Source organism: Roseomonas sp. CCTCC AB2023176 (assembly GCF_042259275.1).
GTDB lineage: Bacteria > Pseudomonadota > Alphaproteobacteria > Acetobacterales > Acetobacteraceae > Roseomonas.
In genome coordinates this window covers 3,598,540-3,620,758 of record NZ_CP170086.1, presented here as the reverse complement: position 1 = coordinate 3,620,758, position 22,219 = coordinate 3,598,540, and the positions used below count along the sequence as shown (strand labels likewise).

The following is a 22,219-nucleotide window of genomic DNA, read 5'->3' as shown; positions in this document are numbered from 1 at the left end:
CACGACGAGATGGACGTCTTACCATGAACCCCCGCATCGCCGAGGCGCACCCCGCGCCCCTGATGCCCTTCCCGGCCAACACCCGCCTCAGCACGCCGCAGGCCGTGGCCCTGGAGGCGCGCCGCGCCCGGGACGCCATGCTGATGGCCGCGCTGCGTGACCTGTTCGGCGGCACGGCCGCCCGCCTACTGGCCTGGCGCGAGCGTCGCCGCGCGATCGCCGAGCTGCGGATGCTGAGCGACCGGGAACTCTCCGATATCGGCTTGTCGCGCGAGACCATCGCCCTGGCCGTGACGGCCAATCCGGCCGAGGAAGCCGCGCTGGTTGCCGGCACCTCGCCGATGGTCGCAGCGAACGACGTGGTCGCCGCCCGCGCGGCGGCCTGACGGAACCGGGGCGACCGGCGGACCCCCTCCCCCCAAGCCGGTGGCCCTGATGCCCGGCCCGCGACGCGCCCTTCCCTCCCGGGGCGCCGACGCGGGCCGGTGCTGTTTTGGGCGGTTGCGGATCTGGCCGGGCGTGCGCATGCTTTGCGCATGCGCACAGGAGGGTCTGATGGTCACCCTATCCACGAACAAGGTTTTCGATGCGGGTGCGCCGCGCCGACCCGTCAACCTGTCCCTCAACGAGGACCTCGTCACACGGGCGCGGATGCTCACGACGAATCTGTCCGGCACCGTGGAGGCTTTGCTGGCCACGTTCGTTCAGGAGGAGCAGAAGCGGCGGAGGCGGGATGATGCGGTGTTGCGGGATGTTCTCGCGGCGGTAAGCGCCTTCCATGAGGAGCATGGCCTCCTCTCGGACGAGTTCTCGAAGCTCTGACGGTCGTGAGCCAGTTTGCCGTTCATCGTAATCCGGGGCGCGATGCAGCAACGCCCTTCGTCGTGCAGATGCAGTCCTCGCGTCTTGCCGACGTGCCGGGGCGCTTCGTCATGCCCCTGGTCCGCGTCGGGCCGCGCTCGCCGCCGGATCACGCCCTGACGCCGCGGATGACCGTTCTCGGCGAGACCGTCTATGCCAACCCTTTCGACGTGGCCACCGTGCCCAAGGAACGCCTGGGAACGACGCTGGCGTTGCTGGATGATGCACAGGGTGACGCCGTCGTCCGCGCGCTCGACGAACTGATCAGCCGGGCCTGAGAAGACCACCGCGCCGGCGGACAACGAGCGTCGTCCAGGGGCCGACGTCCAGGCGGCGCTCCAGGACCATCCCGGCGCGGCGGTGGGCCGCCAGGACCATGCGGGCCTGGGTGCCGAGGAGGCCGGCAAGGATGGCGGTGCCGCCGGGACGAAGGCGGACGCCGAGGTCGTGCGCCATGGCGCAGAGCGGGCGCGCGAGGATGTTCGCGAAGACGAGGTCGTAGCGGCCGCGGTGCACGCTCCGTGCACGCCAGCCATCGGCGAGGGCGGCGTGGACGAGTGGTGCGAGGCCGTTGAGGCGCGCGTTCTCCGCAGCAATGCGGACCGACCAGGGTTCGATGTCCGTCGCGAGCACGGGGCGGCGCAGCGCCTTCGCGGCGGCCATGGCGAGGATGCCGGAGCCCGCGCCGAGGTCGAGGATGCGGCGGCCGTCGCGCGGGGTGCGGGCCAGGCGCGGGGCGACGCGTTCGAAGGCGATGAGGCAGCCGCGGGTGGAGTTGTGCTCGCCGGAGCCGAAGGCGAGGCCCGCGTCGAGGGTCAGGACCGTGCGGCCCCAGACTTCTCGGGGCGGGACGTGGGTCGGGCGGATGAGGACGCGGCCGCCGATTTCCTGTTCCGGGAAGGACTGGGCGGTGCGGGCCAGCCAGCCTTCGGATTCGACGGGGGCGCGTTCGGCGGTGAGTTCGACGCCCGTGAAGGCGGAGGCGAGAGCGAGGGCGGCGGTCAGCGCGTCCTCCTTCACGCCGAGTTCGCGCACGCCCTCGACGCGCCAGGTGTCCGTGTCCTCGTCACGGAAAAGCGCGACGGAGCGGCAGACCGATTGCAGCGCGGCCTCGGCCGCGGGGACGGCATGCTCGGGGAGTGCGTCGAGCCAGAGGGTTTCGAGTTCCTGCGGGTGGTGCCGGGACATCTAGGCGGGGCTCCTGTCCTCGCGCGGCGGGCCGAACGCCATCACGCCTTCTCCACGAAGCGGTCGAGCACGCGCTTCTGTCCCGCCTTCTCGAAGTCCACCTCGAGCTTGTCGTCCTCTACCAAGGTGACGCGGCCGTAGCCGAACTTCTGGTGAAAGACGCGGGTGCCCACGGCGATGCTGTCGGCGCGCGCCGGGCGTTCCTTTACCTCCCAGGACCCGGCCTCGATCACGCGCGGGGCACGCGACATGAAGGGGCTGCTGCCGGAGAAGACGCTGGGGATATCGGCGAGGCGCGGGCGCGTGTTGCCTTCGCGCGTGACATGCGCGTCGGGCAGCTCGTCGAGGAAGCGTGAGGGGATGGCGACGGACCAGTTGCCGTACACGCGGCGGTTCGCGGCGTGGGAGATCACGGCCATCTTGCGTGCGCGGGTGATGCCCACATAGGCCAGGCGCCGCTCCTCCTCCAGCGACTTGGTGCCGCCCTCGTCCAGCGCGCGCTGGTGGGGGAAGAGGCCTTCTTCCCAGCCGGGGAGGAAGACGAGGTCGAATTCCAGGCCCTTCGCGGCGTGGAGCGTCATGAGCGAAACGCGCTCAGCTTCCGCGGCCTCGTCGGTCTCCATGACGAGGGCGACGTGTTCGAGGAAGCCGCCGAGCGTCTCGAACTCGCCGACGGCGCGGACGAGTTCCTTCAGGTTCTCCAGGCGCCCCGGAGCTTCAGGTGACTTGTCCTGGCGCCACATCTCCGTGTAGCCGGACTCGTCGAGCATCGTGGCGACGGCGACGACGTGGCCCTCCTTCGCCAGGACGTTGCGCCAGCGGGTGAAGCCCTGGAACAGCTCGCGCATCGCGGCGCGCGGGCGGGGGCGGAGGGCTTCTGTCTGCGCGAGGCGTTCGGCGGCGATGGCGAGCGGGACGGATTGTTCCCGTGCGGCCCGGTGCATGGCCTGCATGCCACCGTCGCCCAGGCCGCGCTTCGGGACGTTGGCGATACGCTCGAAGGCCAGGTCGTCGGCGGGCTGCTGCAGGATGCGCATGTAGGCCATGGCATCGCGGATTTCCGCGCGCTCGTAGAACTTCAGGCCGCCGACGACACGGTAGGGCACGCCGAGGGTGATGAGGCGTTCCTCGAAGGAGCGAGTCTGGAAGGAGGCGCGGACGAGGATCGCGACCTCCGACAGCGGGGTCTTCCGGCGCTGCGCCTGCTCGATGCGCTCACCGACCATGCGGGCTTCCTCTTCGGAGTCCCAGAGGGAGACGACGGCGACCTTTTCGCCCTCGGCGTCGTTGCGGCCGGAGCGGAGCGTTTTCCCGAGGCGGCCTTCGTTCTTCGCGATGAGGTGCGATGCCGCGGCGAGGATCGGATGGGTCGACCGGTAGTTGGATTCCAGGCGGACGATCGTGGCGCCCGGGAAGTCCTTCTCGAAGCGCAGGATGTTCTCGATCTCGGCGCCGCGCCACGAATAGATGGATTGGTCGTCGTCCCCCACGCAGCAGATGTTGCGATGGGCCTGGGCCAGCAGGCGCAGCCAGAGGTACTGCACCGTGTTCGTGTCCTGGTATTCGTCGACGAGGATGTAGCGGAACATGCGGTGGTACTGGGCCAATACGGCCTCCTGCGTGCGCAGGATCTCCGTCATGTGCAGCAGGAGGTCGCCGAAATCGGCGCAGTTCAACTGCTTCAGGCGTTCCTGGTACTGTTCATACAGCGCGCGGGCCCGGCCATGGGCGTAGTCGTTCTCCTCGGCTGGCGTGACGCGGGCGGGGGTCAGGCCGCGGTCCTTCCAGCGCTGGATGACAGCCATCAGGCCCTGGGCCGGCCAGCGCTTCAGGTCCACCGCGGCCGCGTCCATCACTTGCTTCAACAGCCGGTTCTGATCGTCCGTGTCGAGGATCGTGAAGGACGAGGTCAGGCCCACATACTCCGCGTGGCGCCGCAGCATCCGCGCGCAGAGAGCATGGAAGGTGCCGAGCCAAAGGCCCTCGGCGGGACGGCCGAGGATGGCGGAGACGCGGTCCCGCATCTCCCGCGCCGCCTTGTTCGTGAAGGTGACGGCGAGGACCTGATTGGGGAAGGCGCGGCGCGTCATCAGGATATGGGCGAAGCGCGTCGTGAGCACGCGCGTCTTGCCCGTGCCCGCGCCGGCGAGCACGAGCAGCGGTCCGTCCACCGTTTCGACGGCGGCGCGCTGCTCGGGGTTCAGCTTGGCGAGGTAGTCCTCGGGGGCCGTCGCGGGGGGTTGGGCTTCCACCCCGCGGGCTATAGAACGGGGCGCGAACGGGGCCAACCACAGTCGGGGCGTCACGCGTGATTCGGCAGGCCCTGGAATGGTCGGGACGGCGGGGCAGCCTGCTGTTGGCCGTGGGGATCTTCGCGGGCCTGCTGACGCCGCCGCTGGCCGCCGCACTTCGGGACGTGGTGACGCCCGTGGTCTTCCTGCTGATGACGCTCGTGCTGCTGCGCGTGGATCCGGCCCAGGTGCTGGGCTACCTGCGGCGCCCCGTGCTGGTGGCGGCGCTGCTGGGATGGCTGCTGCTGGTCTGCCCGGTGCTGGCCTGGGCGGTCGCGCGGCTGACGGGGCTGGACGGGCCGCTCGGGGCGGCGCTCGTCATCATGGCGACGGGGTGTGCGGCAACGTCCTCCCCGCCTTCGCGCGGCTGGTGGGGCTGGACGGGGAAGTGTCGCTCGTCGTCGCGGTGATCTCGACGCTGCTCGTGCCCTTCACCGCGCCGCCGCTGGCGCTCGGGCTGCTGGGGGTGGACCTGTCCATCTCCGTCGCGGCGCTGTCCGCGCGGCTGGCGCTGGTAGTGGGGCTGCCGCTGGTCTTGTCGGTGCTGATCCGGCGCTGGGCGGGGCCGGCGCGGCTGGCGGCCTGGGGGCCGGCGGTGGATGGGGCGGTCGTGCTGCTCGTCGTCCTCTACGGCTTCGGGGTGATGGACGGGGTGCTGGCGCTGCTGCTGCGCGATCCGGGCTTCGTGCTCGGCGGGATCGCGCTGGCCTTCGCGGGGTCCTTCGGGCTGAACGCGGCGACGGCGGCGGCCTTCCTGCCCGCGGGACGGCGGCTGGGGCTCTCGGCAGGGTTGCTGTCGGGAAACCGGAACATGGCGCTGTACCTGGCAGTGCTGCCGGAGACGACCGACAGCCGGGTGCTGCTGTTCTTCGCGCTGTGCCAGTTCCCGCTGTTTCTCTCGCCGTTCCTGTTGCGGCCGGTCTATGCGCGCCTGCGCTGATCAGCGGCCGAGCTTGCTGAGGACGAAGGCCGCGAGGAAGCCGGCCGCGGTGATGAGGCCGGCGTAGTCGCGCGCGGTCTCGAAGGCCTCGGGGATCATCGTGTCGGTGAGCATGGCAAGGATGGCGCCGGCGGCGACGGCGGTGACGAAGGCGATCGCCCCCGGTCCGGCGCCGGCCATGGCCGCGGCGCCCAGCAGCGCCGCCAGCCCCGACGCCAGGGCGATTCCGCCCCAGACGCCGAAGACGTAGGCGGCGGAGCGGCCGGCCTTGCGCATGCCCGCGGCGCTCGAGAGGCCTTCCGGAAGGTTCGACAGGAAGATCGCGATGACCGCGACGAGGGAGACACCCTCCCCGCTCAGCAGGGATACCCCGATCACGACGGATTCGGGGATTCCGTCCAGCAGCGCCCCGACGGCGATGGCGAGGCCGCTGCCGCCTTCCTCCGACTGATGGTCGCCGGAGCGCTTGCGGTGCTTCGCGCCGTAGCGGGACACCGCGAGGTTCGCGAGCGTGTAGGCGGCCGCGCCCGCGACGAACCCCGCCGCGGTCCAGCCGAAGCCGCCGCGCTCCTGCGCCTCCTGCATCAGGTCGAAGGAAAGGGCGGAGATCAGTACCCCTGAGCCGAAGGCCATGATAGCCGCGACGAGGCGGGGCGGCAGGCGGGTGAACCAGGCGATCGCGGCGCCGATCACCAGCGCCGAGCCGGAAAGCAGGCCCCAGAGGCCAGCCTGGATGGCGACCGGCACGCTGCGCCTCCCGTCGTTCTCCTAGCGGGAACGCGGGCGGCGCGGGGCGGTTACGCCGGCGCGCGCTCTGGCCGCGCGCCGAGCAGGTGGGCGATGGCGTAGGTGAGGTCGGGACGGTTCAGCGTGTAGAAGTGGAACTCGTCCACGCCGTTGGCCTGAAGGAGCCGGACCTGTTCCGCCGCGACGACGGCGGCGACCATGCGGCGGGTTTCCGCATCGTCGTCCAGGCCGTCGAACAGCGTTGCCATCCAGGACGGCACGCCAGCGCCGCACATGGCGGAGAACTTGCGCACCTGGGCGAAGTTGGAGACCGGAAGGATGCCCGGGACGATCGGGACCGTGATGCCCGCGGCATGGGCGCGGTCGATGAAGCGCAGGAAGGTCTCGGCTTCAAAGAAGTACTGCGTGATCGCGCGGGTCGCGCCGGCGTCGATCTTGCGCTTGAGATTATCGAGGTCGTGGTCGGCCGAGACCGCCGTCGGATGCGTCTCCGGGTAGGCCGCGACGGAAATCTCGAACTCGCCGATCCGGCGCAGGCCTTCGACGAGGTCGGCGGCGTAGGCGTAGCCCCCAGGGTACGGGACGTAGTCGCCGCCGGCGGGGGCGTCCCCGCGCAGCGCGACGATGTGGCGGACGCCGGCGTCCCAGTATTGCCGCGCGACGTCGTCCACCTCCCCGCGGGAGGCGCCGACGCAGGTCAGGTGCGCGGCGGGGGTGAGCGACGTCTCGTTCAAGATGCGGGTCACCGTCGCGTGGGTGCGGGCCTGGGTGGAGCCGCCGGCCCCATAGGTGACCGAGACGAAGCGCGGCCGCAGCGGCGCCAGGCGCTGCACGCAGGTCCAGAGCTGGGCTTCCAGGGTGTCGTTCTTCGGCGGGAAGAATTCGAAGGACAGGGCCGGGGCGGGCATGGCCGTCAGGGACGGCAGGGCGTCGATCCGGGGGCCGGAGAGCCAAGCCTGAAGCGTCTTCGGGGGTGTCAGCTCGTTCATGCCGGGGGTTCTAGCCGCATCCCGGCGCCTGCGGAACGGCGATCTCGGGGCTGGATCACGCGGCCTTGTCCCCTTCGGACCGGGATCGTACCATTTCAGCACGTAACCAGCGTTCCCCCACCCCCGCCCGCGATGGTAAGGCCCCCGGCAGATCATTGATTCGAGACGCGATGCGCCCGCTCCGCCTGCTGACTTTCGCGCTGCTCACCGTGTTGACGGTCAGCGGCTGTGCCACGCGCCCCCCGGCGGATGACCGGGAGGCCGTCGCCGAGTTCGAGGCGAACAACGACCCCGCCGAGCCCTTCAACCGCGCGATGTACGACGTGAACGACGCGATCGACCGCGCCGTGCTGCGCCCCGTCGCGCAGGGCTACCGCGCCGTCGTGCCGGCGCCGGTGCGCACGGGCGTGCGGAACGTGCTGTCCAACCTGCGCTCGCCGGTCATCCTCGTGAATGACGCGCTGCAGGGGGAGACGCAGCGCTTCGGCAACACGCTCGGGCGCTTCCTCCTCAACACGACGCTGGGCGTGGGCGGGATCTTCGACGTGGCGAAGGAACTCGGCCTGCCGCCTCACACCGAGGATTTCGGGCAGACCCTCGCCGTGTATGGCGTAGGCGAAGGGCCGTACCTGTTCCTGCCGCTGATCGGGCCGAGCAACCCGCGCGACATCGTCGGCTTCGTGGCGGGCATCCTGGCCGATCCGCTGACCTGGCTGACCTTCGGCAACTCGCAGGTCGCGAACACCTGGTCCTATGTCCGCGGCGGCGCGACCGTCGTGGACACGCGGGAGGGCCTGCTGGACACGACGGACGACGTGCAGCGGTCCAGCCTGGATCCCTACGCGACGATCCGGTCGGGCTACCGCCAGCGTCGGGCGCGCGACATCGCGAATACGCCGGAGGCGGTGCCACAGTCCGGCGGCGGACTGGGCAGCGGCTTCGGCCTCGCCCCGACGCGGTAGGCGACCCGGCAGGCGGGGCGCGGTAACGGAAGCCTGGGCGGGGCGTTGAGACGCCACCGCGCCCACACTACCTGCCGGGCCGGACGGATACGGAAGACCTGACCATGCAACGACGCGCACTCCTCCTCGCCGCGGCGGCCCTCCCGATGACGAGCATCGCGCCTGCGGGCGCGCAGGCCGTGGATCCGGCGCGGGCAACGGCCTTCATCCAGGCGACGGGGCAGGAACTGGTCTCCGCCATCAATGGCGCCGGCGGCGTGGCCCAGCGGCGGGCCCAGGTTGCGGCGGTCCTGCGGCGGGCCGTGGACGTGGAGGGCGTCGGCCGCTTCATCCTCGGCCGCTACTGGCGCACGGCGACGGCTGACGAGCAGCAGCAGTACATGCGGCTCTTCGAGGAGACGCTGATCCGCAACCTCTCCGCGCGGTTCGGCGAATACCAGGGCGTGCGCTTCTCGCTCGGGCGCGCGCAGCAGCGGACGGAGGACGATACCCTCGTCAACACCGTGATCGAGCGGCCGAACACGGCGGCCTTCTCACTGGACTGGCGGGTGGCCGACGTGGGCGGGCAGCCGAGGGTCGTGGACGTGATCGCGGAAGGCACCTCGCTCCGCCTCACGACGCGGAGCGAGTATGCGGCGGTCGTGTCGCGGAACGGCGGGCGCGTGTCCGCGCTTCTGGACGCGATGCGGAGCCAGGTCGCCCAGCTCGCGGCGCGCGAGCGGAGCTGAGGCGCACTATCGGGGCTGGACCGTGGTGTTGCCGCCCGGCGTGCCCGGGGGAGTAATCACCGGTGTGGAGTTCGGCGTCTCGTCCGGGACGTCGGCCTGAGGCATCCGGGGCGTGGCGGGCGGCGTGATCACGCCGCTGCGCGGGATGCCGCTGGCGGTCCTGTCGCCGGTGCTCGGGGCGGGCTCCACCCGTTCCGGGACGGCACTGGATGTCCCGGGGGCAGGTGCGGTGGTCGTCGGGCCGGGCTGGGCGAGGGCGGGCGTGGCCGAGGCGAGCAGGATGAGCGCGAGGGCGGACCGGGTCATGCCGCGATTCCTCCGGTGATGGCGCAGACCTAACGCGGCGCGGCCAGCGGTGGTTGGGGGCGGGAGCAGTCAGGCCGGCGCCAGGCTCTCGTAGATCACCATGCGGTGACTCCCGTTCCGGAATTCGCCGCATTCGGTCATGCCGATGTCGCGCATGACGGCGCGGGAGGACCCGTTCGTCTCCCGCGCGATCCCGACGATCCGCGCCACGCCCGCCGCATGGCCGAAGCGGAGCGCGGCCGCCGCGGCCTCGCGCGCGAAGCCCTTGCCGCGACATTCGGGCCAGAGGGCGTAGCGCAGCGCGACGCCGCGGCCGTCCGGACGTTCCATCAGCCCGACGATGCCGAGGAACTCGCCGCTTTCCGTCACGTGCACGGTCCAGGTGCCGTAGCCGCGGACGGCCCAGAAATCGATGTCGTCCTCCAGCTCCTCCCGCGTGCGGGTGGGGGTGCGGACGCCGTGGAGCATGCTGCCGAAGACCCGTTCATCCCCCTTCAGGCGGACGAGGTCGGGCAGGTATTCGCGCCCGACAGGCAGCAGCGTGAGCCGATCCGTCCGCACGATCCGCGCGTTGCGGAGGGCGGGCATGGAGTGCCTTTCCCGTCGCTCCGCCGCGTAACGGCGGAGCGCGGCGCCCAGCGCCGAGAAGTCAGCCGGCGGCGCGGTGGGCGGCTTCGGCTCCTCGTCGGCCATCGCGACCCTACCGGGGAGCTTCGGCGGTGACGCTCACCGCGTCAGCGGCCGGTACTTGATCCGGTGCGGCTGGTCGGCCGCGACGCCTAGGCGTCGGCGCTTGTCCGCCTCGTAGGCCTGGTAGTTGCCCTCGAACCACTCGACGTGGCTGTCGCCCTCGAACGCCAGGATGTGGGTCGCGAGGCGGTCGAGGAACCAGCGGTCGTGCGAGATGATGACGGCGCAGCCCGCGAAGTCCGTCAGCGCCTCCTCCAGCGCGCGGAGCGTGTCCACGTCGAGGTCGTTCGTCGGCTCATCGAGGAGCAGGACGTTGTGCGGCACCTTCAGCATCTTCGCCAGATGCACGCGGTTGCGCTCACCGCCGGAGAGCACGCCAACCGGCTTCTGCTGGTCGCCGCCCTTGAAGTTGAAGGCGGCGCAATAGGCGCGGCTGGGGACCTGCCGCTTGCCCATGGTGATCAGTTCCATCCCGCCGGAGATTTCCTGCCACACCGTGTTCTTGTCGTTCAGCGTGTCGCGGGACTGGTCCACGTAGCCGAGGTCCACGGAATCGCCGACCGTCATGGTGCCGGCGTCCGGGTGCTCGCGGCCCGTGATCATCTTGAACAGCGTGGTCTTGCCCGCGCCGTTCGGCCCGATCACGCCGACGATGCCGCCAGGCGGCAGCTTGAAGGACAGGTCGTCGATCAGCAGGCGGTTGCCGTAGGCCTTGCGGATGGCGTCTGCGACGATGACGGTGTTGCCTAGGCGCGGCGCCGGCGGAATCTGGATCTCCGTGGGGTCGGGCGCCTTGTCCAGCGACTTCACCAGCAGTTCCTCATAGGCCTGGATACGGGCCTTGCTCTTCGCCTGGCGCGCGGCCGGGCTGCGGCCGATCCATTCCTGCTCCTCGGCCAACTGCCGCTGACGGGTGCTCTCCTCCTTCTCCTCCTGCGCCAGACGCTTGCGCTTCTTCTCCAGGTAGGCGGAATAGTTGCCCTCGTAGGGGATGCCGCGCCCGCGATCGACTTCCAGGATCCAGTTCGTGACGTTGTCGAGGAAGTAGCGGTCGTGGGTCACGACGAGCACCGCGCCCTCATAGTCGCGCAGCGTCTTTTCCAGCCAGGACACGCTCTCCGCGTCCAGGTGGTTCGTCGGCTCGTCCAGCAGCAGCAGGTCGGGCTTTTCCAGCAGCAGCTTGCAGAGCGCGACGCGACGCCGCTCCCCGCCCGAGAGATGCGTCACCGCGGATTCCGCGGGCGGGCAGCGCAGGGCGTCGAGAGCGATGTCCACCTGGCGGTCGAGGTCCCAGCCATTGGCGGCATCGATGCGCTCCTGCAACTCGGCCTGCTCGGCCAGCAGCGTGTTCATCTCGTCGTCCGACATCTCCTCGCCGAACTTCATCGAGATCTCGTTGAAGCGCTCAAGGTCCTGCGTCAGCGTGCCGAAGGCGTCGCGCACGTTCTCGCCGACGGTCTTGGCGGGGTCGAGCCAGGGTTCCTGCGACAGGTATCCGACGGTGGCGCCCTCGGCGACCCAGGCCTCGCCGCCGTATTCCCTGTCCTGCCCCGACATGATGCGCATCAGCGTGGACTTGCCGGCGCCGTTGGGGCCGAGCACGCCGATCTTCGCGTTGGGGAGGAAGGACAGCGTGATGCCCTTGAAGATCTCGCGACCGCCCGGATAGGACTTGGTGAGGTCCTTCATGACGTAGACGTATTGCCAGGCAGGCATTCCGGGCTCCGGGTACAGACAGCGTTCGGGGGTTGCGGCCTTCTAGCCCCGGCGGCCGGGGTCGCCAACCTTTCGCCTGTTCACGCGCCCCGCCGGGCGGCTATGCAACGCGCATGACCGATCCCGCCGTCTTCGTCCTGACCGTGCTGTTCATCCTCGGCACGCCCGGGCCGACCAATACGCTGCTGGCCACCGGCGGCGCGAGCATGGGGGTCCGCCGGTCCCTGCCGCTGATGGTCGGGGAGGCCTGCGGCTACTCCATTTCGATCCTGACGATCGGGCTGGTGCTGGCCCCGGTCATCTCGGGCGTACCCTGGGCGGCGCTGGCACTGCGGCTGGTGGTCGGGGCCTACCTCGTCCTGCTGGCAGTGCAGCTGTGGCAGCGCGGGGCGAGCTTCACGCAGGGGGCGCGGACCGTGACCCCGGCGCAGGTCTTCGTGACGACGCTGCTGAACCCGAAGGCGATCGTCTTTGCCCTGGGCGTGGTGCCCTTCGGCGCAGCGAACTGGCCGGCCTATTTCGCGGGGTTCCTGGCGATGCTCGCGACGGTAGCGTTCGCCTGGATCGCCCTCGGGGCAGCTCTCGGGCAGGCGGCGGCCGCGACCGGGCGGGCGCGGCTGGTCCCGCGGGTCGGGGCGGCGGCGGTGATGGGCTTCGCCGCCTTCCTCCTCGTCGGGCCGCTGGTGCACTGACCCCGTCCGCGGGTCGTTGCGGGCATCCGGCGCGCCGATTCACGCCGAGTTGATGACCCGCGGCGGCCGGCGGATGCCGCGCCTGTTCGACATGGCGCCTGCTCGTCACCGCGGCGGTTCGGGGCAGCGGACAGGGGGACCGGCGCTCCGGCGTCGCGGACCCGGCTTCACCCCGGGCCCCCGGCCAGGTGGCTCGCGTCAGGCGTGATGAACCGCGAAGTCGGGCCGGACGGGGGCCGACTTCAGCGGCAGGCCGAGGATCTCCCGCGCCTCGGCGGCCGTCGCGGGCTCGAAGCCCATCTCGCGGACGAGGCGGACGACCCGTTCGGTCAGCTGCACGTTCGTCGCAAGCTCGCCCTGGCGGTAGTAGAGGTTGTCCTCCAGCCCGACGCGGACGTGACCGCCGAGCAGCAGGGCGTTCATGGCGGCCGGGAGCTGCGCGGGACCGATTCCCGACACGCCCCAGATGCAGCCCTTCGGCAGCAGGTCCACCATCATCTGCAGGACGCGGGGGGAATAGGGCATGGCTCCCTGGAAGCCGCGATGCACGCCGAGGACGATGTTGACGTAGGGCGGGTCCTCATCGAGCCCCTCGGCCAGGAGCGTCGCGACGTCCTGGATGATGTGGGTGGGGGAGAAGACCTCCCATTCCGGCTTGATCCCGCGCGCCCGCATGGCGACGGCCAGCTCGCGGCAGCGGGACGGGGAGGTGTGCATGAGCAGTTCCTGCCCGCCATAGCTCGCGATGATCGTCGTGGCGTCGAGCGTGCACATCTCGGCGCCGGCCTCCATGCCCTTGACACGTTCCTCCCAGAGAATCTCCGGGTAGCCGTTGCTGCCCGTGCCGACCATGTCGCCGTGCACGCCGCCGCCGGTCGAGTTGTTGATGACGATGTCGCAGCGGGAGCGAATGCGGGTGTTGATGTCGCGGTAGATGCCCGCGTCGCAGGTCGCGAGGCCGTCGGGGCGGCGGGCGTGGATCGCGACGACGCTGGCACCAGCGTTGTAGCAATTGTACACGTCGCGGGCGATGTCTTCGGGTTGCAGCGGGACGTGCGGGCTCTGTCCCGGCAAGGCCATGCCGCCGGTGGGCGCAATCGTCACGATGACCTTGTTGCCTGCCATTTGCTTCCTCCTTCGTCTCGGGCTTCGTCTCGGGCTTCGTCTCGGACGCCGCCCGGGTGGCGGGCGGCGCTGCCGTAGCGTCAGCCTGCCACGCGGCGCGCGGTGGCGTCAGCCGCGGAGCCGGGCCATGATGTCGGGCGGGACCGGGACGGCCTGGAGCCCCGTGCCGTCCGGGCGGGCGAGGCCCCAGATACGGATCTGCTCGCCCTCCGCAAGGAGCGTGCCGCCGCGGCGGAAGGCGTGGCGGACGCGGAAGGAGCGGCCGGCGCCGAAATCGGGCGCCGCAATGCAGTGCTCGATCGTGTCGCCGTATTCGGCAGGGGCACGGAAGTCGCAGCGCACGCTGACGAGCGGGGAACCGCGGAAGGCGGGATCGGACGCGGCGAGCACGTCGAAGCCGGCGCCGCGGGCACGGGCGAGCTCGTGGAAGCCCTCATCCATCCAGCGGAAGTAGTGGGCGTGGAAGACGATGCGCGCGGGATCGCAGTCGTTCCAGTGGACGGGGATGGCCCGTACGAAGTCCGTCATGCCGGCATCGCGACGGAGCGGCGGAGCGCGAGCCTGTCGAGCTTCTGGGCGCCGGTCATGGGGAGCGACTCCACCAGACGGATCTCGGATGGGCACTGGTAGGGTGCGAGGCGGGCGGCACAGTGCGCGGCGAGGTCGGCCTCCTTCACCGCCGCCCCGGCCATCGCGACGACGAAGGCGATGAGGCGTTCGCCGCCGGTCCGGTCGTCCGCTGCGCCGACGACGCCCGCGACGTTCACGCCGGGATGGGCGTGCAGGACTTCCTCTACCTCGCGCGGGAAGACGTTGAAGCCCTTGACGAAGACGACGTCCTTCTTTCGGTCGGTGATGAAGACGAAGCCCTCCGCGTCCATGTGCCCGATATCGCCGGTGTAGAGGAAGCCGTCGCGCAGCGTTGCCGCGGTTTCGTCGGGGCGGTTTCGGTAGCCCTGCATCAGGTGGGGGCCGCGCACGCGGACCTCGCCGCGCTCGCCGGCGGGGAGGATGCGCGTACCCGTCTCCAGGTCCACGACCTCGACGACGTTGCAGGGCAGCGCGCGGCCGACGGAACCGGGGCGGAGGCCGGTGCGGTCGTTCACGCCGCTGATCGGCGCGATCTCCGTCATGCCGTAGCCCTCGTGGATCGGCAGGCCGGTGGCACGGCGCCAGCGTTCCATCAGCTCCAACGCGAAGGGTGCGCCACCGGCGGGGCAGACGCGCAGCGCCGAGAGGTCGGCGGAGGCAAGGTTCTCCGCCGACAGGACGCCCGCGTAGATCGCGGGCGGGCCGCCGCCGAAGAAGGTGACGCGGTGGCGCGTCATGAGGTCCACGATCTCGTCAGGCTTGAAGCGCTCGGGGATGACGGAGGTGCCGCGGGCCGAGAGCGGGACGGTGATGCCCTGCAGGAAGCCGTAGATGTGCGTGAAGGGCGCGACGGGAAGGAAGACCTCGCCCGTGTTCCGCGTGGGCCAGAGGTATTCCATGCAGCGGGTCGAGACGATCAGGCGCTCATGCGTGTGCTCGATGCCCTTGGAGCGGCCGGTGGTGCCGCCGCTGAACGGCATCGCGGCAGGCGTCTCCGGCCCGGGCGGCGGACGGTCGCAGGTGTCGGGCGACGCGGCGAGGCGCGTGATCTCCGCCTCATCCAGCACGATCGGGGGAGCGAGGCCGAGGCGGTCCGCAATCTCCGCGGCGGCGGCAGCGTGGGATGGGGCGCAGGCCAACGCGCGGACCGCCGCGTCGGCCAGCAGCGCCTCCAGCAGCGCGGGCGGGTAGGCGGGGTTCAGCAGCGCGGGGACCGAGAGGGCGCGGAGAGCGGCGAGGTAGGCGAGCGGAAATGCGACGGAGTTCGGCAGGATGAGGCCGATCCCCTCCCCCGGCGCGACGGTCGCCGCGATCCGCGCGGCGAGGGCGTCGGCGGCGCGCGCCAGGCCGGCCCAGCTCAGGACAGTGTCGCGTTGGCGGAAGGCGACGACGTCCGGCGCCGTGGCTGCGGCGTGGTCCAGCATCGCGATGAGCGTGCGAAGCGGCGGCTTTGCCTCGCCGACGCCGTGCAGGGGCAGTTCCAGAGTCATGCGATGGTCACCCTCCCCTCTCGCGTCCCCTCTCGCATCACGGCAGGCCGGCAGTGCCCGCCTTGGCGGCGAGCAGCTGCAGCAACACGTCGTCGCGCGCCGCGACCATGCCGTCGGTTCCCTGCCCGCCGAGTTCCGCGGCGACGCCGTCCGCGACCTCGCGCGCCAGGGCCGGGTTCACGGTGACCGAGCCGAGGTCGCGCCACAGCGCCTGCGTCGCGGCCCAGAGCGGCTTGTCGAAGAGGGCGGCGAGGCCTCCGGGCCCGCCGGACAGGTGAAGGTTCAGGAACGGGCCGAGTAGCGCCCAGCGCAGGCCCGGCCCGTGCGCGATGGCGGCGTCGAGGTCGGCAACGCTCACCACGCCGGACTGCACGAGGTGGAAGGCCTCCTGCCACAGCGCGGCCTGGAGGCGGTTGGCGACGTGGCCGGGGACCTCCTTCCGCAGACGGATGGGGTGCTTGCCGACGGCTCGGTAGAAGGACATCGCGGCTTCGATTGCTTCTTCCGTCCCCGCATCGCCGCCGGCGACCTCGACGAGCGGGATCAGGTGCGGCGGGTTGAAGGGGTGGCCGAGCAGGACGCGCCCCGGGTGCCGGGGGCAGGCGGACTGCACCTGCGACACCTGGATGGTCGAGGTGCTGCTGGCCAGGATCACGTGCGCCGGCGCGGCCGCGTCCATCCGGGCGAAGAGGTCGCGCTTGAGGTCCAGGCGTTCGGGGCCGTTCTCCTGCACGAAGTCGGCCGCGGCCGCGGCGTCCTCGGGCCGCGTGACGAAGCGAAGGCGGTCGGGGCTGGCGCGGTCGGACAGGCCCAGGCGCTCCATCGCGGACCAACCGGCCTCGACGGCGCGGCGCGTCGCCTCCTCCGCGCCAGGGGCCGGGTCGGTCGCGACGACGTCCAGGCCGCGGGCGAGGAAGAGCAACGCCCAGGATGCGCCGATGAGGCCGGTGCCGATGACGGCGATGCGGCGGACAGGCTGCTCGATCACGCGGCGACTCCGGTGGCGGCGGGTTCGGGGGCGGCGGGTTCGGGGGCGGTCAGGCCGGCCCAGCCGGCTTTCGCGTAGGCGCGCCAGCCGTCGCGGTAGCCCGGAGGCGTCGCGACACCGCAGTCGCGCAGACTACAGCCCATGCGGTCCGCCCCCGGCGCGAGCGGGGCGAGCACGCCGGTCGCGAAGCGGCGTGCCTGCGCCAACATCGCCGCGGTCGTCTCCGTGTCCGGCCGGGACGCCCGACCGCCCACGACACGGTCGAGCAGCAGGGCGAGGGTGGACGCGTCGTCCATCGCCGGCCCCTACCCGTCCCCGCCGCGCGTCACCTTGGGACCGCGGCCCTGTACGAAGTCGGTCAGGCGCGCCACGGCTTCCGGCGCGGTCTGGGCGAGCGCGGCCATCATGCTCTCCACGAACAGCCCGTCATCCTCGCTCATGTCCTGGATGCGCGGCAGCGCCTGGAGGACGCCGAGGACGGTAAGCGGCGCCATGTCCGCGACCTTCGCCGCGATCTCCTCCGCCTTCGCCAGCGCGTCGCCCGCGGGCACGAGGTACTGGACGAGGCCCGCACGCTCCGCCGCGGCAGCGTCGAGCACGCGGCCCGTCAGCATCATGTCGGCCATCCGGCTCGCGCCCAGCAGCCGCGCGACGTGGACCGAGGCGCCGCCGCCGACATAGATGCCGCGCGTGCCCTCTGGCAGGGCGAAGAAGGCGGTCTCGTCGGCGACGCGGATATGGCAGGCGGCCGCGAGTTCCAGCCCGCCGCCCACTGTCGCGCCGTGCAGCGCGGCGATGACCGGGATCGGGCCGCGGCGCAGCAGCTGGAAGGCCGCATGCCAGCCGCGGGAGTGGTGGAAGACCTCAACCGCGTCGCGCACCCGCTGTTCCGAGAGGTCGAGGCCCGCCGAGAAGCCGGGGCCGTGGCCATGGATGACGAGCGCCCTCGCCTCCCCCTGCGCGCGTCGTACGCCGGCGAGAAGGTCGGAGAACAGCGCCTCGCTGATCGCGTTGCGCTTGGCCGGGCGGTTCAGGCCGAGCAGCGCGACGCGGTCGCGAAGCTCGTAGGTGACGAGAGCCCCGCCGGTTCCATCAGGCGCCATGGCCGCTCCCTCCACGCCGTGCTTGCAAACTTATCTATGAAGCATAATAGTCCATCGGGCGCGGACTTCCAGGGCCAATCCGGGGGCCGCGCGGGGGAGGGTTCAGCGATGCAGCAGCTTCCGCAGCAGCGCGAGCAGCGTCCGTCCCTCCTCGGCCGACAGGCCCTCGAGGAAGCCGGCATCCACGGCGTCCGCCGCCGCCTCCATCTCCGCCCAGGCCGCCCTGCCCTTGCGCGTCGCGTGCAGCAGGTTGGCGCGCAGTTCGCGCTGGTCCGGCGTGCGCTCGACCAGCCCGGCGGCGGCGAGGTCGTTCACCAGCGCCGCTACGTTGGACGGCTTGATCCGCAGGTCCTCCGCCAGCGCGCCGGGGCGGATTCCCGGGTTCGCCACGATCATCGCGAAGACGGAGAAGGACGCCGGCGTCACGCCGAGCCCCGCGAAGTGCCGGTAGAACTCGTCGAAGGACCGGAGCTGCGCGAGGCGGACGAGGAAGGCGGGGCGGTGGTTCAGCGGCGAGCGGAGTTCGCCGGCGGCGCGGCCTTCCTCTGGCACGAGGCGGACGGGCGTGCTGCGGCGCGGTGCGGGCATGCGCCGGGCATAACGCGGGGCCTGCGGCGGCGGAAGCCGTCGGCCGGTTCGTGACCCAGGGGAACGGAATGTCGGGCAAGGTGATCGTGACGGTGGCGCCGACGGGCGGCATGGCGTCGAAGGATTCCAACGCGAACCTGCCGACGCAGCCGGAGGAGATCGCGGATTCCGTGCACAAATCTTACAAGGAAGGGGCCGCGATCGCCGCCCTGCACGCGCGGCGGCCCGACGACCAGGCGACCTGCAACGCCGACATCTACCGCCGGATCAACGGGCTGATCCGCGAACGCTGCGATATCATCCTGAACAACTCGACCGGCGGCGGATCCTCCGGCGACATGCTGCTGCCGCGTCCCGATGGCATGTTCGAGAACAACTTCGAGGAACGGCTGAAGGGCCTCGACGCTGGGGCGGAGATGGCGACCCTCGACGGCTTCACCGCCGTGGACAATTTCGGCAGCCGCGAGATCCTGGTGATCACAACCCCGTCCCGTTGCGAGGCGATGGCGAAGCGCTTCCAGGAACGCGGCATCAAGCCGGAATGGGAGGTCTTCAACCCCGCCCACATCCTCCAGGACGTGACGCGCCTCATCGCGAAGGGCTTCGACAAGCCGCCCTACTTCATCAACATGGTGCTCGGCACCGACCGCAACTTCCAGGGCGGCATGCCCTACAGCCACGACATCCTCACCGCGATGATCCGGCTGCTGCCGCCGCAATCCGTCTTCTGCGTCTCGGCGATCGGCCCGGCGCAGCTTCCCGCGACGACGCAGGCGATGCTGCTGGGCGGCCACGTGCGCGTGGGGCTGGAGGACAACAACTACTACGGCCGTGGCGTCCTCGCGACGAACGAGAACCTCGTGGCCCGAACCGTCCGCATCGCGCGGGAGCTGAACATCGAGGTCGCGTCCGCCGCGGAGGCGCGCGAGATGCTCGGCCTCAAGCCTGTGTAGTCCATCCGACGCAACGTCCAGGCAACAGGAACAGGGAGAGACGGGATGAACCTCGATCGCCGCGGGCTTCTGGCCCTGCCCCTCGCGGGCGCGCTGCCGTGGTCCGCCGCGCGCGCCCAGGCGCGGCCCTTCCGGATTGGCGTGCTGACCGACATGTCCGGCCCGTTCCGCGACGATTCCGGCCCGACCTCGGTCGCCGCGGTGCGGCAGGCCATCGAGGATTTCGGTGCGGCCAACCGAGGCCTGAACGTCGAGGTCCTCGTCGCCGATCACCAGAACCGGCCGGACGTCGCCGTCTCCACCGCGCGCCAGTGGTTCGACCGGGACGGGGTGGACGCGGTGGTGGACCTGGTGGGCTCGGCTGTCGCCCTCGCCGTCGCCGGCATCGCGCGGGAGAAGGACAAGGTCTGCATCGTCTCCGGTGCGGGCACGGCGGACCTGACGGGGCCGCAATGCTCCCCCAACACCGTCCACTACGCCTACGACACCTGGATGCTCTCGCGCTCCAACGGCGGGGCGATGGTGCGGGCGGGCGGGGATACCTGGTTCTTCGTCACGGCCGACTACGCCTTCGGCCACGCGCTGCAGCGCGACACGACGGCCTTCATCGAGGGCGCGGGCGGGCGCGTCGTCGGGTCGGTGCGGCATCCCTTCCCCGGGACGACGGACTTCGCCTCCTACCTCCAGACCGCGATCGGGTCGCGGGCGAAGGTGCTGGGGATCGCGAATGCCGGCGCGGACTGCACGAACACGATCAAGCAGGCCGCCGAGTTCCGGCTGACGCGGCGCGGCATGCGGATGGTCGGGCTGGTGATGGTGCTGTCGAACATCCAGGCGCTGGGCCTGGAGACGGCGCAGGGGCTGAACTTCACCGAAACCTTCTACTGGGACCTGAACGACCGGACGCGCGCCCTCTCCGCGCGGCTCGCGCCGAAGATCGGGGGCGGGCGGATGAACATGCTCCAGGCCGGGTCCTATGGCGGGACGATGCACCTGCTTCGGGCGGTGGCCGATCTCGGGCCGGAGGCGCGAGCTTCCGGGCGGGCGATCGTCGAGCGGATGAAGGCGGTGCCGACGGACGACGACGCCTTCGGCCAGGGCCGCGTGCGGGAGGACGGGCGCAAGCTGCATCCGGCCTACCTGCTGGAGGTGAAGTCGCCGGCCGAATCCCGCGGTCCCTGGGATTACTGCAAGGTCGTCGCGACGACGTCGGCGGAGGAGGCCTTCCGCCCGGCGGGCGAAGGCGGCTGCACCCTCGTGCGCGCCTGAGGCGGCGAGCGGGGGAGCCCGGCCACGGGGCGTCTCTGCGCGACGGGATCGCGTCGCGCCGCGGACGCGCTGGCCCGTGCAGGTCAGGTCAAGGCAGGGACGATCGCCCACCGGTCCGCCGTCGGCCGGTCATTCGCGGACGGCCGGCCGACTTTCCCCGCGACGGTGACGGTCCTATGACCCCGCCCATGTCGATGACCCACCCCGGCCCGGGCGGGGCCCCCGCGGCCGGGCCCGTCGCCGGCCGGGCCGCCATGAAGCCGCACCGCCGCAGCCTTCCCCTCCGCGTCGGCACCCGCGGCTCTCCACTCGCCCTCTGGCAGACCCGGACCTTCATCCGGATCATCACGGAGTTCTGCCCCGTCCTCCGCGGCGTGGGTGCCTTCGAGGAACACGTCATCCGCACCACGGGCGACGCGACCCAGGCCGAGGGCACGCGCCTCGCCGACATCGGCGGCAAAGGCCTCTTCGCGAAGGAAATCCACGAGGCGCTGCTCGACGGCCGTGTGGACTTCGCCGTCCACTCCCTAAAGGACCTCGAGACGGAGATGCCACCGGGCATCGTCCTCGCCTGCACGCTGAAGCGGGAGGACAGCCGGGACGTGCTGATCGCCGGCCCCGCGCTTGGCGCACTCGACCCCGCCGACCCGCTCGTCTCCATCCCCTCCGGCGCCCGGATCGGGACCGCCTCCCTCCGCCGGCAGTCGCAGATCCTGCACGCCCGCCCCGACCTCTGCGTCGGCCATATCCGCGGCAACGTGGACTCCCGCCTGCGCAAACTGGCCGATGGCGAGGCCGATGCCACCCTCCTCGCCCATGCCGGCCTCCGCCGCCTCGGCCTCTCCCCGCCCGGCATGGTGGTCCTGGACCCCGAAGCCATGGTCCCCGCCGCCTGCCAGGGCATCGTCGGCGTGACGGTGCGGGAGGAGGACAGCGAACTCCTGCAGCTTCTCGGTGGCATCGAGGATCGCGACGCCCGTGCCGTCTCCCGCGCCGAGCGCGCCCTGCTCGGCGCCCTCGACGGCTCCTGCCGCACGCCGATCGGCGGGCACGGGCGCCTGCTGCCCAACGGCACGCTGCACCTGACCGGCCTGGTCGCCCGCCCCGACGGCACCTTTCTTCTCAAGCGCGCGCTGCACGGCCCCGTCGCCGACGCCGAGCGGATCGGTCGGGAGCTTGGCCGCAGCCTCCGTGCCGACAGCCCGGCCGACATCTTCGGCTGACCCGCCCTTGGCCGCCCCCTTCCTTGGCTGAGCCCGCGACCGGCCGCCCGGGCTGCCTCGTCACCCGCCCCGAGCCCGCCGCGACCGACACCGCGACCCGCATCGCCGCCCTGGGCTGGGACCCCATCCTCGCCCCCGCCCTGACGCTCACCCCCGTCACCCTGCGCCCGGCGCCGCCGTCCCAGGCCGTCCTGGTCGCCAGTGCCGCGGCCATCCCGTCCCTGACGGCCCTCGACCCACCCCCACCCGTCCTCGCCGTTGGCGCCGCGACCGCAGAGGCCGCCCGCCGCGCCGGCTTCCCCCAGGTCACCCCCGCCGAGGGCGACGCCGCCTCCCTCGCCGACCTTGCCGCTCGCACCCTGGACCCTGCCGCCGGCCCCCTCCTCCTCGCGGTGGGCGAGACCTACGGCCTGGACCTCGCCGCCGCCCTTCGCGATCGCGGCTTCCGCGTCGTCCGCCGCACCGCGTACGCCGCCCGCCCCGCCACAGCCTTGCCGGACCCGGCGCGGGACGCCCTGGCGACGCGGCGGGTCAAGGCCGCGCTCTTCCTCTCGCCCCGTAGCGCCACCACCTGCGTCGCGCTGTTGCGGGCGGCGGGACTCGAATCGGTCTCCGAGGGCATACGGGCCCTGGCCCTGAGCCCCCGCATCGCCGCCGCTATCGCGACGTTGCGTTGGGCGGGGCTGGACACGGCGCCGCGTCCCAGGTTGGACGATCTGCTGACGATGCTCGGCCCGGCCCGGGCCGATGAGGGGGGAGCGCGATGAGCGACGACGGGA

At 71.6% G+C, this 22,219-nt stretch carries 26 protein-coding genes; 12 read left to right on the top strand and 14 right to left on the bottom strand.

The genetic code is table 11. The features are described 5' to 3' along the window. The first annotated feature begins 23 nt into the window (after positions 1-23). The 3 genes from ACE7GA_RS18160 to ACE7GA_RS18150 all read left to right on the top strand — a co-directional run bounded on the left by ACE7GA_RS18160 (position 24) and on the right by ACE7GA_RS18150 (position 1,139). Positions 24-386 carry a DUF1127 domain-containing protein gene (locus ACE7GA_RS18160; protein ID WP_376089553.1) on the top strand — a complete coding sequence of 121 codons (363 nt, stop codon included), beginning with the start codon at positions 24-26 and terminating at the stop codon, positions 384-386. Positions 387-555: 169 nt separating this feature from the next. Continuing rightward, on the top strand, positions 556-822 hold the full coding sequence (locus ACE7GA_RS18155) for a type II toxin-antitoxin system CcdA family antitoxin (RefSeq protein ID WP_376089550.1): 267 nt from the start codon (positions 556-558) through the stop codon (positions 820-822). Between the two features lie 5 nt (positions 823-827). Beyond that, on the top strand, positions 828-1,139 hold the full coding sequence (locus tag ACE7GA_RS18150; RefSeq protein WP_376089547.1) for a CcdB family protein: 312 nt from the start codon (positions 828-830) through the stop codon (positions 1,137-1,139). Here ACE7GA_RS18150 and ACE7GA_RS18145 read toward each other — a convergent pair. Further along, positions 1,126-2,049, bottom strand: coding sequence for a 50S ribosomal protein L11 methyltransferase (locus ACE7GA_RS18145; RefSeq protein WP_376089544.1), 924 nt, complete (start codon positions 2,047-2,049; stop codon positions 1,126-1,128). The genes ACE7GA_RS18150 and ACE7GA_RS18145 overlap by 14 nt on opposite strands. Positions 2,050-2,090: 41 nt before the next feature. Then, positions 2,091-4,301, bottom strand: coding sequence for an ATP-dependent helicase (locus tag ACE7GA_RS18140; RefSeq protein ID WP_376089541.1), 2,211 nt, complete (start codon positions 4,299-4,301; stop codon positions 2,091-2,093). Positions 4,302-4,357: 56 nt separating this feature from the next. Between ACE7GA_RS18140 and ACE7GA_RS18135 the strand changes: the two genes are divergently transcribed. Continuing rightward, a complete protein-coding gene (locus ACE7GA_RS18135) occupies positions 4,358-4,750 on the top strand; it encodes a hypothetical protein (protein WP_376089538.1) in 393 nt (130 codons plus the stop codon). Beyond that, entirely contained in the window at positions 4,675-5,280 is a 606-nt protein-coding gene (locus tag ACE7GA_RS18130; protein ID WP_376089535.1) for a hypothetical protein, read from the top strand. The genes ACE7GA_RS18135 and ACE7GA_RS18130 overlap by 76 nt, the downstream gene beginning before the upstream one ends. On the opposite strand, the gene ACE7GA_RS18125 is transcribed toward ACE7GA_RS18130, so the two are convergent. Continuing rightward, positions 5,281-6,027 carry a ZIP family metal transporter gene (locus ACE7GA_RS18125; RefSeq protein ID WP_376089532.1) on the bottom strand — a complete coding sequence of 249 codons (747 nt, stop codon included), beginning with the start codon at positions 6,025-6,027 and terminating at the stop codon, positions 5,281-5,283. A gap of 50 nt (positions 6,028-6,077) precedes the next feature. Then, positions 6,078-7,016, bottom strand: a complete 939-nt coding sequence (metF, locus tag ACE7GA_RS18120; RefSeq protein WP_376089529.1) for a methylenetetrahydrofolate reductase [NAD(P)H] — start codon at positions 7,014-7,016, stop codon at positions 6,078-6,080. Positions 7,017-7,186: 170 nt separating this feature from the next. On the opposite strand from metF, the gene ACE7GA_RS18115 reads away from it, so the two are divergent. Both ACE7GA_RS18115 and ACE7GA_RS18110 read left to right on the top strand, forming a co-directional pair. Continuing rightward, entirely contained in the window at positions 7,187-7,978 is a 792-nt protein-coding gene (locus ACE7GA_RS18115; RefSeq protein ID WP_376089526.1) for a VacJ family lipoprotein, read from the top strand. A 104-nt stretch (positions 7,979-8,082) separates the two neighbouring features. Beyond that, entirely contained in the window at positions 8,083-8,706 is a 624-nt protein-coding gene (locus ACE7GA_RS18110; RefSeq protein ID WP_376089523.1) for a phospholipid-binding protein MlaC, read from the top strand. A gap of 6 nt (positions 8,707-8,712) precedes the next feature. Here ACE7GA_RS18110 and ACE7GA_RS18105 read toward each other — a convergent pair whose 3' ends face one another. From ACE7GA_RS18105 to ettA, 3 genes are all read right to left on the bottom strand, one after another. Beyond that, complete coding sequence (locus ACE7GA_RS18105; RefSeq protein WP_376089520.1) at positions 8,713-9,012, bottom strand: hypothetical protein; 300 nt, start codon at positions 9,010-9,012, stop codon at positions 8,713-8,715. A 69-nt stretch (positions 9,013-9,081) separates the two neighbouring features. Beyond that, positions 9,082-9,705 carry a GNAT family N-acetyltransferase gene (locus ACE7GA_RS18100; protein WP_376089517.1) on the bottom strand — a complete coding sequence of 208 codons (624 nt, stop codon included), beginning with the start codon at positions 9,703-9,705 and terminating at the stop codon, positions 9,082-9,084. A 33-nt stretch (positions 9,706-9,738) separates the two neighbouring features. After that, positions 9,739-11,418 carry an energy-dependent translational throttle protein EttA gene (ettA, locus tag ACE7GA_RS18095; protein WP_376089514.1) on the bottom strand — a complete coding sequence of 560 codons (1,680 nt, stop codon included), beginning with the start codon at positions 11,416-11,418 and terminating at the stop codon, positions 9,739-9,741. A gap of 113 nt (positions 11,419-11,531) precedes the next feature. Between ettA and ACE7GA_RS18090 the strand changes: the two genes are divergently transcribed. Continuing rightward, a complete protein-coding gene (locus ACE7GA_RS18090) occupies positions 11,532-12,110 on the top strand; it encodes a LysE family translocator (protein WP_376089511.1) in 579 nt (192 codons plus the stop codon). Between the two features lie 198 nt (positions 12,111-12,308). Here the strand turns inward: ACE7GA_RS18090 and ACE7GA_RS18085 are convergent, their stop codons facing one another. The 7 genes from ACE7GA_RS18085 to ACE7GA_RS18055 all read right to left on the bottom strand — a co-directional run bounded on the left by ACE7GA_RS18085 (position 12,309) and on the right by ACE7GA_RS18055 (position 17,995). Next, a complete protein-coding gene (locus ACE7GA_RS18085; protein WP_376089508.1) occupies positions 12,309-13,235 on the bottom strand; it encodes a 3-keto-5-aminohexanoate cleavage protein in 927 nt (308 codons plus the stop codon). 108 nt (positions 13,236-13,343) lie between these two features. Beyond that, entirely contained in the window at positions 13,344-13,763 is a 420-nt protein-coding gene (locus ACE7GA_RS18080) for an acyl-CoA thioesterase (protein WP_376089505.1), read from the bottom strand. After that, positions 13,760-15,316, bottom strand: a complete 1,557-nt coding sequence (locus tag ACE7GA_RS18075; protein WP_376089502.1) for a class I adenylate-forming enzyme family protein — start codon at positions 15,314-15,316, stop codon at positions 13,760-13,762. The genes ACE7GA_RS18080 and ACE7GA_RS18075 overlap by 4 nt, the downstream gene beginning before the upstream one ends. Positions 15,317-15,353: 37 nt before the next feature. Next, positions 15,354-16,304: a 3-hydroxyacyl-CoA dehydrogenase NAD-binding domain-containing protein gene (locus ACE7GA_RS18070; protein ID WP_376089499.1), complete on the bottom strand. Its 951-nt coding sequence runs from the start codon at positions 16,302-16,304 to the stop codon at positions 15,354-15,356. Further along, positions 16,301-16,600 (bottom strand): hypothetical protein, encoded by a 300-nt coding sequence (locus ACE7GA_RS18065; RefSeq protein ID WP_376089496.1) that lies wholly within the window; start codon positions 16,598-16,600, stop codon positions 16,301-16,303. Before ACE7GA_RS18065 ends, ACE7GA_RS18070 begins: the two co-directional genes overlap by 4 nt. Positions 16,601-16,609: 9 nt before the next feature. Beyond that, positions 16,610-17,407 carry a crotonase/enoyl-CoA hydratase family protein gene (locus ACE7GA_RS18060; RefSeq protein ID WP_376089493.1) on the bottom strand — a complete coding sequence of 266 codons (798 nt, stop codon included), beginning with the start codon at positions 17,405-17,407 and terminating at the stop codon, positions 16,610-16,612. Positions 17,408-17,509: 102 nt separating this feature from the next. After that, positions 17,510-17,995: a MarR family winged helix-turn-helix transcriptional regulator gene (locus ACE7GA_RS18055; RefSeq protein WP_376089490.1), complete on the bottom strand. Its 486-nt coding sequence runs from the start codon at positions 17,993-17,995 to the stop codon at positions 17,510-17,512. Positions 17,996-18,063: 68 nt separating this feature from the next. Between ACE7GA_RS18055 and ACE7GA_RS18050 the strand changes: the two genes are divergently transcribed. The 4 genes from ACE7GA_RS18050 (at position 18,064) to ACE7GA_RS18035 (ending at position 22,207) form a co-directional block, all read left to right on the top strand. Continuing rightward, positions 18,064-18,948, top strand: coding sequence for a 3-keto-5-aminohexanoate cleavage protein (locus ACE7GA_RS18050; protein WP_376089487.1), 885 nt, complete (start codon positions 18,064-18,066; stop codon positions 18,946-18,948). 45 nt (positions 18,949-18,993) lie between these two features. Beyond that, complete coding sequence (locus tag ACE7GA_RS18045) at positions 18,994-20,217, top strand: ABC transporter substrate-binding protein (RefSeq protein WP_376089484.1); 1,224 nt, start codon at positions 18,994-18,996, stop codon at positions 20,215-20,217. Between the two features lie 188 nt (positions 20,218-20,405). After that, positions 20,406-21,440 (top strand): hydroxymethylbilane synthase, encoded by a 1,035-nt coding sequence (gene hemC, locus ACE7GA_RS18040; protein ID WP_376089481.1) that lies wholly within the window; start codon positions 20,406-20,408, stop codon positions 21,438-21,440. A 23-nt stretch (positions 21,441-21,463) separates the two neighbouring features. Next, complete coding sequence (locus tag ACE7GA_RS18035; protein ID WP_376089478.1) at positions 21,464-22,207, top strand: uroporphyrinogen-III synthase; 744 nt, start codon at positions 21,464-21,466, stop codon at positions 22,205-22,207. Positions 22,208-22,219: the final 12 nt, after the last annotated feature.

What these genes read in the sequence shown, in the direction of transcription:
- ACE7GA_RS18160 (WP_376089553.1), top strand. Translation starts at nt 24, where the DNA reads ATGAACCCCCGCATCGCCGAGGCGCACCCCGCGCCCCTGATGCCCTTC.
- ACE7GA_RS18155 (WP_376089550.1), top strand. Translation starts at nt 556, where the DNA reads ATGGTCACCCTATCCACGAACAAGGTTTTCGATGCGGGTGCGCCGCGC.
- ACE7GA_RS18145 (WP_376089544.1), bottom strand. Translation starts at nt 2,049, where the DNA reads ATGTCCCGGCACCACCCGCAGGAACTCGAAACCCTCTGGCTCGACGCA.
- metF (WP_376089529.1), bottom strand. Translation starts at nt 7,016, where the DNA reads ATGAACGAGCTGACACCCCCGAAGACGCTTCAGGCTTGGCTCTCCGGC.
- ACE7GA_RS18115 (WP_376089526.1), top strand. Translation starts at nt 7,187, where the DNA reads ATGCGCCCGCTCCGCCTGCTGACTTTCGCGCTGCTCACCGTGTTGACG.
- ACE7GA_RS18110 (WP_376089523.1), top strand. Translation starts at nt 8,083, where the DNA reads ATGCAACGACGCGCACTCCTCCTCGCCGCGGCGGCCCTCCCGATGACG.
- ACE7GA_RS18105 (WP_376089520.1), bottom strand. Translation starts at nt 9,012, where the DNA reads ATGACCCGGTCCGCCCTCGCGCTCATCCTGCTCGCCTCGGCCACGCCC.
- ACE7GA_RS18100 (WP_376089517.1), bottom strand. Translation starts at nt 9,705, where the DNA reads ATGGCCGACGAGGAGCCGAAGCCGCCCACCGCGCCGCCGGCTGACTTC.
- ettA (WP_376089514.1), bottom strand. Translation starts at nt 11,418, where the DNA reads ATGCCTGCCTGGCAATACGTCTACGTCATGAAGGACCTCACCAAGTCC.
- ACE7GA_RS18090 (WP_376089511.1), top strand. Translation starts at nt 11,532, where the DNA reads ATGACCGATCCCGCCGTCTTCGTCCTGACCGTGCTGTTCATCCTCGGC.
- ACE7GA_RS18085 (WP_376089508.1), bottom strand. Translation starts at nt 13,235, where the DNA reads ATGGCAGGCAACAAGGTCATCGTGACGATTGCGCCCACCGGCGGCATG.
- ACE7GA_RS18080 (WP_376089505.1), bottom strand. Translation starts at nt 13,763, where the DNA reads ATGACGGACTTCGTACGGGCCATCCCCGTCCACTGGAACGACTGCGAT.
- ACE7GA_RS18075 (WP_376089502.1), bottom strand. Translation starts at nt 15,316, where the DNA reads ATGACTCTGGAACTGCCCCTGCACGGCGTCGGCGAGGCAAAGCCGCCG.
- ACE7GA_RS18065 (WP_376089496.1), bottom strand. Translation starts at nt 16,600, where the DNA reads ATGGACGACGCGTCCACCCTCGCCCTGCTGCTCGACCGTGTCGTGGGC.
- ACE7GA_RS18060 (WP_376089493.1), bottom strand. Translation starts at nt 17,407, where the DNA reads ATGGCGCCTGATGGAACCGGCGGGGCTCTCGTCACCTACGAGCTTCGC.
- ACE7GA_RS18055 (WP_376089490.1), bottom strand. Translation starts at nt 17,995, where the DNA reads ATGCCCGCACCGCGCCGCAGCACGCCCGTCCGCCTCGTGCCAGAGGAA.
- ACE7GA_RS18050 (WP_376089487.1), top strand. Translation starts at nt 18,064, where the DNA reads ATGTCGGGCAAGGTGATCGTGACGGTGGCGCCGACGGGCGGCATGGCG.
- ACE7GA_RS18045 (WP_376089484.1), top strand. Translation starts at nt 18,994, where the DNA reads ATGAACCTCGATCGCCGCGGGCTTCTGGCCCTGCCCCTCGCGGGCGCG.
- hemC (WP_376089481.1), top strand. Translation starts at nt 20,406, where the DNA reads ATGTCGATGACCCACCCCGGCCCGGGCGGGGCCCCCGCGGCCGGGCCC.